12 protein-coding genes are annotated in these 10,170 nt (G+C 71.8%); 9 read left to right on the forward strand and 3 right to left on the reverse strand.

Going from position 1 to position 10,170, the window contains the following annotated elements:
• From ACI379_RS09410 to ACI379_RS09420, 3 genes are all read right to left on the reverse strand, one after another.
• Positions 1-1,215: hypothetical protein (locus ACI379_RS09410; RefSeq protein ID WP_439791831.1), on the reverse strand; the 1,215-nt coding region annotated here is incomplete at its 3' end.
• Positions 1,212-1,586 carry a fluoride efflux transporter FluC gene (locus ACI379_RS09415; protein ID WP_047467208.1) on the reverse strand — a complete coding sequence of 125 codons (375 nt, stop codon included), beginning with the start codon at positions 1,584-1,586 and terminating at the stop codon, positions 1,212-1,214. The genes ACI379_RS09415 and ACI379_RS09410, both read right to left, overlap by 4 nt.
• Positions 1,586-2,017, reverse strand: coding sequence for a fluoride efflux transporter FluC (locus ACI379_RS09420; protein ID WP_439791832.1), 432 nt, complete (start codon positions 2,015-2,017; stop codon positions 1,586-1,588). Before ACI379_RS09420 ends, ACI379_RS09415 begins: the two co-directional genes overlap by 1 nt.
• Before the next feature lie 180 nt (positions 2,018-2,197).
• On the opposite strand from ACI379_RS09420, the gene ACI379_RS09425 reads away from it, so the two are divergent.
• The 9 genes from ACI379_RS09425 to ACI379_RS09465 all read left to right on the forward strand — a co-directional run.
• Positions 2,198-3,181, forward strand: coding sequence for an urea transporter (locus ACI379_RS09425; RefSeq protein ID WP_037665035.1), 984 nt, complete (start codon positions 2,198-2,200; stop codon positions 3,179-3,181).
• Positions 3,182-3,224: 43 nt separating this feature from the next.
• The gene (locus tag ACI379_RS09430) at positions 3,225-3,530 is read left to right on the forward strand and encodes an urease subunit gamma (RefSeq protein WP_030695658.1); all 306 of its coding nucleotides are present in this window, start codon (positions 3,225-3,227) and stop codon (positions 3,528-3,530) included.
• Complete coding sequence (locus ACI379_RS09435) at positions 3,523-4,458, forward strand: sirohydrochlorin chelatase (protein ID WP_439791833.1); 936 nt, start codon at positions 3,523-3,525, stop codon at positions 4,456-4,458. Before ACI379_RS09430 ends, ACI379_RS09435 begins: the two co-directional genes overlap by 8 nt.
• Positions 4,455-4,922 carry an urease subunit beta gene (locus tag ACI379_RS09440; protein WP_030695660.1) on the forward strand — a complete coding sequence of 156 codons (468 nt, stop codon included), beginning with the start codon at positions 4,455-4,457 and terminating at the stop codon, positions 4,920-4,922. Before ACI379_RS09435 ends, ACI379_RS09440 begins: the two co-directional genes overlap by 4 nt.
• A 1-nt stretch (position 4,923) precedes the next feature.
• Positions 4,924-6,648, forward strand: a complete 1,725-nt coding sequence (ureC, locus tag ACI379_RS09445; RefSeq protein WP_030695661.1) for an urease subunit alpha — start codon at positions 4,924-4,926, stop codon at positions 6,646-6,648.
• 4 nt (positions 6,649-6,652) lie between these two features.
• On the forward strand, positions 6,653-7,399 hold the full coding sequence (locus ACI379_RS09450; protein WP_030695662.1) for an urease accessory protein UreF: 747 nt from the start codon (positions 6,653-6,655) through the stop codon (positions 7,397-7,399).
• Positions 7,400-7,429: 30 nt separating this feature from the next.
• On the forward strand, positions 7,430-8,050 hold the full coding sequence (gene ureG / locus ACI379_RS09455) for an urease accessory protein UreG (RefSeq protein WP_030695663.1): 621 nt from the start codon (positions 7,430-7,432) through the stop codon (positions 8,048-8,050).
• A gap of 1 nt (position 8,051) precedes the next feature.
• Positions 8,052-8,993 carry an urease accessory protein UreD gene (locus ACI379_RS09460; RefSeq protein ID WP_238469532.1) on the forward strand — a complete coding sequence of 314 codons (942 nt, stop codon included), beginning with the start codon at positions 8,052-8,054 and terminating at the stop codon, positions 8,991-8,993.
• Positions 8,994-9,019: 26 nt separating this feature from the next.
• On the forward strand, positions 9,020-10,170 hold a 1,151-nt coding region (locus ACI379_RS09465; RefSeq protein WP_439791834.1), incomplete at its 3' end, for an ammonium transporter.

A 10,170-nucleotide genomic window follows, 5' to 3' on the forward strand; every position in this document is an offset into this window, starting at 1 on the left:
CTCATATTTCCCCTGCAAAGCCAAAAGCCCAGCGTGCAGCTCTGCCCCGCGAGCGGCAGCATTGTCTTTCACGTTCAGCCTCTGCGTCTCAGCCAGACAGGCCAGCGCCGCTGCCGCCCCGACCGCCACCCAGGCCGGGTGGAGGACCGGCACGAAGGCCGCGATGGTGGTGCCGACCGCGACCGCGAGACCCACCCGCAGTGCGACAGCCGGGTACGGCGACGAGAGCGCGGACAGCCGCCGCAGCCCGGCGCCGGGACTTCCGCGCGGCGGAAGCGGCGTGGGCCATCGCGCGGCGGGCTCCGACGGCGCGCGCCCGTCCTCGGCAGCCGTCGGCATGGACCCTGGTCCGGGGAGGTGCCCGGCGCGTACCCGCCCGGCTGCCTCCGAGAGCCGGTGCGGCCACCGGCCGGGGAGGGCGGCGCCACCCCCGCCGAGACTCTGTTCCACCACGGCGAGAACGCCTTCGAGCCGGATCAGCAGCGCGTGCAGCGCCAGTTGCCGGGCGTCCGGCGGGTGCGGCCGCCACCCCTTCCGGGTGTCGTCCAAGGCCGTCCAGGCCCGGTGGAGTGAGGCGCAGGCCCGGCGATGGGCGTCGGCGGACGAGCCCTCGGGCCGGCCGGGCCCGGCCTCGCCCACCACGCGGGCGAAGGCCGCGACCTCCTCCAGCGCGGCGGCGGCCGCGCGCTGTTCCGGCCGGTGCCGGGGGGAGCGCCGACCGACGGAGTTGAACAGCCAGGCGCAGGCGGCTCCGAGGGCGACCAGGCCCGAGCGGAGCGCGGCCTCGGTCAGGTCGGCGGGGGGCAGGAAGGCGGCCAGGGCGGCGACGAGGAGGACGAAGTAGCCTCCGGGGCCGCTCAGACGCAGGGTGTCGACGAAGAGGGTGGCCGCCGCGGTCACCAGGGAGAGCACCACCACCATCGCCCAGGTGTGCCCCGCCGCCAGTGAACCGGCGAAGAAGGCGAGCACGAACCCGCCGCCCAGCAGCGCGGTCAGCAGGGCCCGCCGCGGACGGGGGTCGCGGGTCCCGTAGGCGTCGAGGTAGCAGCCCATCGCGGCGAAGGCGCCGTACTCCGCGCCCGCCACCGCGGTGACGCTTCCGAAGGCGAGCGCGAACGCGAACAGGGCCCGGACGGCGCGACCCCGGTCGAGCGAGGGTGGCCGGGGCAGTCGGCGCAGCCCGCGCCGGAGCGCGCCTTCCGGGCGCGGGATCACCAGATCGCCTGGGCGAGCGCCCCGCCCGCGAACGACAGGCCGAGACCGAGGGCGACCGTGACCAGCAGATAGCCGCCGGCCCCGGCGACCCGTCTGGCGTCCGTCAGGGCCAGCACCTCCTTGGAGAAGGTGGACCAGGTGGAGAGCGCGCCGCAGAAACCGGTGGACAGCAGCGCCTGCCCGGCTGTGCCGAGCGCGCCCTCGGTCCCGGCCTCGACGAGGAAGCCCAGGAGCAGGGCGGCGGCCATGTTGGCCAGGAAGGTGCCCCAGTGGAAGGAGGAGGGCAGACGGGTGCGGGCCGCCAGGCCGATCAGGTAGCGGGTGGGCGCGCCGACGGCACCGCCGGCCAGGACCAGGAACCACTCACCCATCAGGCACCGCCCTCGTGCTTGTTCTCCGTGACCCCGCCGGTGAGCACCAGGCGGGTCATCGCCACCCCGAGGACGATGCCCACCATGCAGGCGGCGACCGTCAGGAACAGGTAGCCGACGGCCGTCAGCGGCTGGCCGTTCTCGATGAGCCGCCGGGTGTCGTCGCTGTACGACGAGAACGTGGTGAACCCGCCGAGCACTCCGGTGCCCAGCATCGGGTTGAGGAGCCGGGGGGCGCCGGTGAACCGCTCCTTGAGCGCGATGGTCAGCACTCCCATGAGGAAGCAGCCCACGACGTTGACCAGCAGCGTCGTCCAAGGGAAGGCGGCCGTGCCCTGGTGCCACAGGAGGGAGGCGTCGGAGCCGTTGCGCCAGATCCGGCCCGCGCTGTAGCGCAGGAGGGCTCCGACGGCTCCCCCGAGTGCCACCACGGCGACGACCGGGATCTGTGACCCGGGTGAGTGATCAGGGTGTGGATGTCGGTGCGTACCGCCCAAAAGGTGCATATCGTCACGCTAGCCGCAGACGTCGGCCAGCCCTCCGCACCCGGCCAGAGGTTCCGCGACCCCGCCTCGTTCGGCGCATCCCGCAGCTCGCCCCAAGGAGAACCAGTGGCCTCACCGTCCGTGGCGCCCGCCCCTGCCCAGGCCCCGGCCGACTCCGGCTTGCGACGCTTCGGGCTCGGCTCCCTGCGCGGCGTCGGGCAGGTGGACTTCCAGCCCAGCGTGTGGACCTCGCTGCTGATCCTGGCCGCCCTCTGGGTGGAGAGCTGGGAGATGGGCCTGTTCGCGACGATCGGCGCCGTGGTCTCGACGCTGACCGCCCAGTTCCTGAACGTCCGTCACGACACCGTGACGCAGGGCCTGATGTCCTACTGCGGCGTCCTCGGCGCCATCGCGATCGTGGTCTACCTCGGGAACCACCCGTCCAGCTACGTCCTGGCCGTCGCCGCCGCCGTCATGTGCACCCTGGTCACCGCCACCCTCGGCCATCTGCTGGCCCCCTTCGGGCTGAGGGCGTTCACCGGGCCCTTCTGCTTCGTGGCGCTCGTCATGGTCCTGGGCGCTCCCTCCTTCGAGCGGGTCTGGCACGGCACCCCGGCGACGGCGATCACCCCGGCCGTGCCCACGAGCCCCGTCGTCAGCTGGACGGACCTGTGGCAGGGCTTCTTCACCAACGTCTCCCAGATCTTCTTCGCCGGCACCTGGTACGTGGGCCTGATCATGCTGGTCGGCCTCTTCCTCGCCGGCTGGAAGGTCGGGATCTTCGCTGCGGTCGGCAGTGTCGTCGGCCTGCTCACCGCGTGGGCCCTGGGAGCCCCGGCGGCACTGATCGGCGAGGGGATCTACGGCTACAACGCCGTCCTGACGAGCCTCGCCTTCGGTGTCGTCCTGCTGCGGCCCACCCCGTGGAACTACGGCTACACCGTGGTGGCCGCCGCCGCCAGCACCGGCCTGACGGCCTCACTTTCGGTCCTCTTCAAGGTCTTCGGCAGTCACACCTTCACCTGGCCGTTCAACATCACCACCTGGGCGCTGCTGGCGGCGGTTCCGCTGCTGCCGCGGATCACCCTGATCGACGACGACAAGTCCTGAGCCACCCGCACACCGTGCGGCATGTCCATCGAGGAAGGCAGCCATGAACCTTGCGCCCCGGGAAATCGACAAGCTCCTCATCTACGTCGTGGCCGACCTGGCCCGCAAGCGCCGTGAGCGCGGACTGAAGCTGAACTACAGCGAGTCGGTGGCGCTGATCAGCGAGGCCATTCTGGAGGGGGCCCGCGACGGCAAGAGCGTCGCCGACTGCATGGAACTGGGCCGGCACGTGGTGGCCGAGGACGGCACCATGCCGGGAGTGCGCGAGATGCTTCCGCTGCTCCAGGTCGAGGCCACGTTCGACGACGGCAACAAGCTCGTCTCCTGCCACGACCCCGTCGGTGGCTGAGATGACCGGCCGGGTGATCGCGGTCGGCGGTCACGAGAGCGACGGAGCGGCGGCCCTGACCGGCGTACTGGGGCCCGAGGTCGTCCGTGTGGCCGGGGGGCGGGAGCTCGTCCGCGAGGTCCGCTCCGCACGGGCCGACGGAGAGCGGGTCTGCGTGGTGCCGATGACGCTCGGCCGGGACCCCTCACTCGTCGCCGACGCCGCCCGCACCCTGCTGGCTCTCGACGCGTCGGAGCGGGCGGGCACCGTGCTGGCGGAGCCGTTCGCCACCACCGCGCACCTCGTCGGCTGGCTGCGCACGCTGGCCACCCGCATCCCCGACGACCGGGCCCTGCTGGTCACCGCTCCCTCGGGCGACCCGTTCAGCGACGCGGACCTGTTCCGCACCGCCCGCCTGGTGAGGCAGTACGGCCGACACCGCACCGTGGAGGTCGCCCTGCTCGGGGGCGACCCCGGCCTGGCCGAGGGCGTCCGGCGCTGCCGTGCCCTCGGCGCGCCGCGCGTCGTCGTCCTCCCGGCCGCCTGGGCGGTGCCGGAGCCGACGGGCGTGCCGCACACCGAGTACGGCGGCCCGCTGCTGTCGGGGTCCGCCGCCGCCGGGGTGCTCGCCTCCCGGGTCCGCGAGGCCCAGGACCGGTACGAGCGGTCCGGTGACGACGGAGTGGCCCGCGCTCTGGCCGCCGACCACGACCACGGTCACGCCCACAGCCACGGCCCGGACGGCCATGACCACGATCACGGCCACGGCCACGGCCACGGCCACGGTCACTCCCACGGCCACGGCGACAGCCATGGCGCCGGCCCGGACCCCGGTGGCGGTCACCACCACGGAACACCGTCCCACGCACCGAGGGCGGGGGCGGAGCCCCCCGTCCGGCACCAGGGAGCCGCTCCCGACCTCGTCCCCTCACACAGGAGTCCGCGATGACGCTTCCCCCGCGCTACCAGTACGCCGACGAGCCGATCGAGATCAACGCCGGCCGGCCCACCCTCAAGATCACCGTCCGCAACACCGGCGACCGCGCGGTCCAGGTGGGCTCGGACTACCACTTCTTCGAGGCCAACTCCGCTCTGGACTTCGACCGCGACGCCACGATCGGCATGCACCTCAACATCGCCGCCGGCACGGCTGTCCGCTTCGAGCCCGGCGGCACCCACGAGGTCGAACTCTGCACCTACGCGGGCACCGGCCGGCTGCACGGCTTCAGCGGCCTGCTCAACGGCAGCGTCCGCTCGCAGGCCGCCTGCCTGGAGGCGGTCGCCCGCGCCGAGCGACTGGGCTTCCTCGGCGCCCGCGCCGAGGGCCTGAAGCACGAGGCGGGCGCCACCGGCCACAAGGGCGCGGACTCGGGCAGGACCGAGGCCAAGAAGAACAAGAAGGGATCCCACTGACATGCCCACCCTCTCCCGCAAGCAGTACGCCGACCTCTTCGGTCCCACCACGGGCGACCGGTTCCGGCTCGCCGACACCAACCTCGTCGTCGAGGTCGAGAAGGATGTCCGCGAGGGATCGTACGGGGACGAGGTGGTGTACGGCGGTGGGAAGACGATGCGCGACGGCATGTCCTCCGACCCGCAGGCCACCGCCGCCCAGGGCGCTCTGGACCTGGTCATCACCAACGCCGTGGTCATGGACCCGGTGCTCGGTGTGATCAAGTGCGACATCGGCGTGAAGGACGGGTTCATCGCGGGCATCGGCAAGGCCGGCAACCCGCAGACCCAGGACGGCGTGCACCCGCGCCTGGTCGTCGGCACCGGCACCGAGGTCATCGCCGGTGAGCACCTGATCGCCACCGCCGGAGCGATGGACTCGCACGTCCACCTCATCTCACCGCAGCAGTGCGAGCAGGCCCTCAGCAACGGCATCACCACCCTCTTCGGCGGCGGCACCGGGCCCACCGACGGGACCAACGGCACGACCTGCACCCCGGGTCCCTACAACCTGGCCCGCATCCTGCAGTCCGCCGAGGCCCTGCCGGTCAACCTCGGTGTCATGGCCAAGGGCAACGGCAGCCGCCCGGAGGCCCTCGACGAGCAGATCGAGGCCGGCGCCGCCGCGCTCAAGGTCCACGAGGACTGGGGCTCGACGCCCGCGGTCATCGACACCTCGCTCGCCGTCGCCGACCGGCACGACGTCCAGGTGGCCATCCACACGGACACTCTCAACGAGGGCGGCTTCTTCGAGGACACCCGCTCGGCGATCAACGGCCGGACCATCCACACCTTCCACAGCGAAGGCGCGGGCGGTGGCCACGCCCCCGACATCCTGCGGGTCACCGGCGAGCCGAACATGATCCCCTCCTCCACCAACCCGACGCTGCCGTACACGAAGAACTCCGTGGACGAGCTGCTCGACATGGTGATGGTCTGTCACCACCTCAGCCACGACATCCCCGAGGACGTCGCCTTCGCCGACAGCCGGGTGCGGGCCGAGACGATCGCCGCCGAGACCGTCCTGCACGACCGGGGCATCATCAGCATCGTCTCCTCCGACTCCCAGGCGATGGGCCGCGTCGGCGAGTCCGTCACCCGCTCCTTCCAGATCGCGCACGTCTGCAAGGAGGCCTTCGGGCCGCTTCCCGAGGACTCCGCGCGCAACGACAACGAGCGGGTCCTGCGCTACCTGGCCAAGGTCACCATCAACCCCGCCATCGCCTGCGGCATCTCCGACCACGTGGGCTCGCTGGAGACCGGCAAGCTCGCCGACATCGTCCTGTGGCCCATCCACTCCTTCGGTGCCAAGCCGAAGATGGTCATCAAGGGCGGCATCATCTCCTGGACGCAGATGGGCGACCCCAACGCCTCCCTGCCGACCCCGCAGCCGGTCTACTACCGCCCCTCGTTCGGCCAGTACGGCAAGGCGCTGCAGGCCACCCACGTCACCTTCATGTCGCAGGCCGGGATCGCGGCCGGGGTGCCCGAGAAGCTCGGCCTGGAACGCAGGGTGCTGCCTGTCAGCAAGACCCGCACGATCGGCAAGCACTCGATGGTGCGCAACGACAAGCTCCCGAAGATCGAGGTGGACCCCGAGACGTACCGGGTCACGGTCGACGGCGAGGTCGTGACGATCGACCCCGCCCAGAAGCTGCCGCTCAACCAGCTCTTCTTCCTGGCCTGAGCACGTGTACCGCGACGAGAGTGCCGGGGGAGCGGCCTCCGGCCGGGGCCCGGCCGCGCCGGTGACCGCCCTGGGGCACCTGCTGACCAGCCTCCAGCTGACCGACTCGGCGTTCCCGAGCGGCTTCTACACCCTGTCCCACAGCCTGGAGGGATTCGCGCAGGCCGGCGCGGTCGACCGCGCATCCCTCCCGAGGCTCCTGAACGACCTGCTGCGTCACGGCGTCGGCCCCTGCGACGCCACGGCGCTGGCCCTGGCCCACCGGGCCGCGGCGGCGGAGGACTGGGAGGCGGTGGCCGCCGTGGACCGGCGTCTGAACGCCACCAAGCTCAACCGTGAGATGCGCTCCGCGGCGACCCGCACCGGGCGCCAACTGCTCGACCTGGCCGCCGAGGTCTTCCAGCGGCCGGGGATCGACCGCTACCACGGTGAGGTGGAGGCGCGTCGTGCCCCGGGAACCCAGGCGGTCGCCGCCGGAGTCGTCTACGCGGCCACCGGCGTCCCGGCCCGGCAGGCGGTCGCCGCCGACCTGTTCGCCTTCTGCGCGAGCTTCGCCGGCGCGGCGCTCAGGCTGCGGCTGACCGACCACCGCCTGGCCCAGGTCCTGCTGAGGCGGAGCGTCCCGGTCATCGAGGAGACCACCGAACGGGCACTCGCCCGCGGTCTCGGCGACCTGGGGGCCACCACATTCGCGGCGGACATCATGTCCGCCCGCCACGAGCGGGCCGAGGCCCGGCTCTTCGCGAGCTGACCGGCCCGGCCGGCACAGAGAGGAAACACCATGCGCGACAACGTTCTGCGGGTCGGGATCGGCGGGCCCGTCGGGTCCGGGAAGACCGCCCTCATCGAGGCGATCGTCCCGATCCTGATCGACCAGGGGCGCCGTCCGGGCGTCATCACCAACGACATCTACACGCAGGAGGACGCCCAGCACATCCGGCGCACCCTCGACGGAATCCTGGACGGCGACCGGATCGTGGGTGTCGAGACCGGCGCCTGCCCGCACACCGCGGTGCGTGACGACCCGACGATGAACCTGGCCGCCGGCGCCGAGATGCTGGAGAGCCACCCCGACATCGACATCCTGCTGTACGAGAGCGGCGGCGACAATCTCACCCTCACGTTCAGCCCGGCCCTGGTGGACCTCTTCATCTTCGTGCTGGACACCGCCGAGGGCGAGAAGATGCCCCGCAAGCGCGGACCGGGCATCACCGACTCCGACCTGCTGGTCATCAACAAGATCGACATTGCCCAGTACGTGCGCACCGACATCGGCGTCATGGAGTCGGACGCTCACCGGGTACGCGGAGAGGGACCGGTGCAGCTGACCGACTGCCTCTCCGGCAAGGGCGTGGACGAGGTCGTCGCGTACCTGGAGTCCCGGCGCTCGGTTCTGGTCTGACGTGCCCGCCGTCCTGGACCGGCTCGCCCCCGAGCACTATGAAATCGCCCGCCTCCCCCCGGAGGTCGCGGCCCTCGCCTCCCGGCCCGACACGCTCGGGCCGGGTTCGCCGGCCAAGGTGGGCATCCTCGACCTGGAGTTCGCGCTGCGGGGCGACCGGACGGAGCTGACCGGCCGCTACCAGAAGACCCCGCTGCAGATCATGCGGCCGCTCTACGTCGACCCCGAGGTCCCGGGCATGGCCTTCACCTACGTGATGGCCACCGGGGGCGGCGTCGCCCAGGCCGACCGCTACCGCCAGGACCTGGTGTGCGGCCCCGGTACCCAGGCCCTGTTCACCACTCAGGCCGCCACCAAGGTGTACCGGATGGAGCACGACTACGCGACGCAGCGGGTCCACCTGACCGCGGGTGAGGGCGCCTACGTCGAGTACGTTCCCGACGCCGTCATCCCCTTCGCCGGGTCCCGCTTCCACCAGAGTTCGGTGGTGACCGCCGACGAGACGGCCACGGTCGTCTACGCCGAGACGGTCACCGCCGGGCGCCTGGCACGAGGCGAGCGGCACGAGTACACCGTCTTCACCAGCGACCTGGAGATCCGCCGCCCGGACGGCACGCTGCTGGCCGTGGACACCATGAGGCTGCGCCCCGAGGACATCGGCGGTGTGACCGGCCCCGGGGTGTTCGCCGCATACGACCACGTCGCCTCGGTCTACGTGATCAGCCCCCGGCGGCCCGCCCGGGAGATCGCCGACACCCTGCACGGGTCGCTGGAGGGCGCCGACGTGCTGCACGGCGCCAGCGTCCTGCCCGACGAGTGCGGGGCCTGGACCCGGATCCTCGGCCGCGAGCAGCCCAGCGTCACAGCGGCGGTCCACGCGGCCTGGGACGCGGTACGCCGCCTGCTCCTCGGTCATCCCGCCCCCGACCTGCGGAAGCAGTAGGTCCCGTCGATCAGGAGACCCCGTCCATGATCACCGCCCTCGCACCCATGCCTCCGGCCTACGACTCGGGTGACACCGCCTGGATGTTGGCGGCCGCGGCGATGGTGCTGCTGATGACACCGGCTCTCGCCTTCTTCTACGGGGGCATGGTCAGGACCAAGCACGTCCTGGTGATGCTCAAGATGAGCTTCGCCTCGCTGTGCTTCGTGACCATCCTCTGGTTCCTCGTCGGGTACTCGCTCGCCTTCGGCCCGGACGTCGGAGGCGTGGGCCTGATCGGCAACCTCGACCACGCCCTCATGCGGGACATCGAGCCGAACACCCTGACCGGCTCGATCCCGACGTACATCTACGCCACCTTCCAGATGGGCTTCGCCATCGTCACCGTGGCGCTGATCAGCGGGTCGATCGCCGGCCGGGCGACGATGCGGGGATGGCTGGTCTTCTCGGCGCTCTGGCTGCTGTGCGTGTACGTGCCGCTCGCCCACTGGGTCTTCGACACGGACCACGGGTGGATCTCGCACCACCTCGGGGCGCTCGACTTCGCCGGCGGCCTGCCGGTGGAGCTGAACTCAGGGATCGCCGGGCTGGCCGCCGCCCTGGTCGTCAGGGGGCCCCGGGACTTCCGCCGCCAGGAACCGCGCCCCAACAACATTCCGCTGGTCATGATCGGTGTGGCCCTGCTGTGGTTCGGCTGGCTGGCCTTCAACGCCGGTTCGGCCGTCCGCGACACCGGCACCGCCGCGACCGCGTTCATCAACACCCAGCTCGGCGCGGCCGGCGCCATGGTCACCTGGCCGCTGGTGGAGTACTGGCGCACCCGCAGGGTGACCATGATGGGGGTCGGCTCGGCGGCCGTCGCCGGCATGGTCGCCATCACCCCGGCCTGTGGTGAGGTCGACCCCGTCGGCGCGCTGATCACCGGCCTGGTCGCCGGCCTCGTCTGTGCCTTCGCCGTCACCCTGAAGTACCGCATCAACGTCGACGACACCCTCGACGTGGTCGGCGTGCACGGTGCCGGCGGTCTGGTCGGCCTGATCATGGTCGGCTTCTTCGCCACCGAGGGCGTCGCGGGCAAGGAGGGGGTCTTCTACGGCGGCGGCGGTTCCCTCCTGTGGCGCCAGATCGTGGCCATCCTCGCGGTCGCGGCCTTCTCCTTCGTCGTCACCTGGGTCAT

Source organism: Nocardioides sp. (assembly GCF_051876515.1).
Classification (GTDB): Bacteria; Actinomycetota; Actinomycetes; order Propionibacteriales; family Nocardioidaceae; genus Nocardioides.

Coding starts and splice junctions, on each gene's coding strand:
- ACI379_RS09440 (WP_030695660.1), top strand. CDS start 4,455: ATGACGCTTCCCCCGCGCTACCAGTACGCCGACGAGCCGATCGAGATC.
- ACI379_RS09430 (WP_030695658.1), top strand. CDS start 3,225: ATGAACCTTGCGCCCCGGGAAATCGACAAGCTCCTCATCTACGTCGTG.
- ACI379_RS09415 (WP_047467208.1), bottom strand. CDS start 1,586: ATGGGTGAGTGGTTCCTGGTCCTGGCCGGCGGTGCCGTCGGCGCGCCC.
- ureG (WP_030695663.1), top strand. CDS start 7,430: ATGCGCGACAACGTTCTGCGGGTCGGGATCGGCGGGCCCGTCGGGTCC.
- ureC (WP_030695661.1), top strand. CDS start 4,924: ATGCCCACCCTCTCCCGCAAGCAGTACGCCGACCTCTTCGGTCCCACC.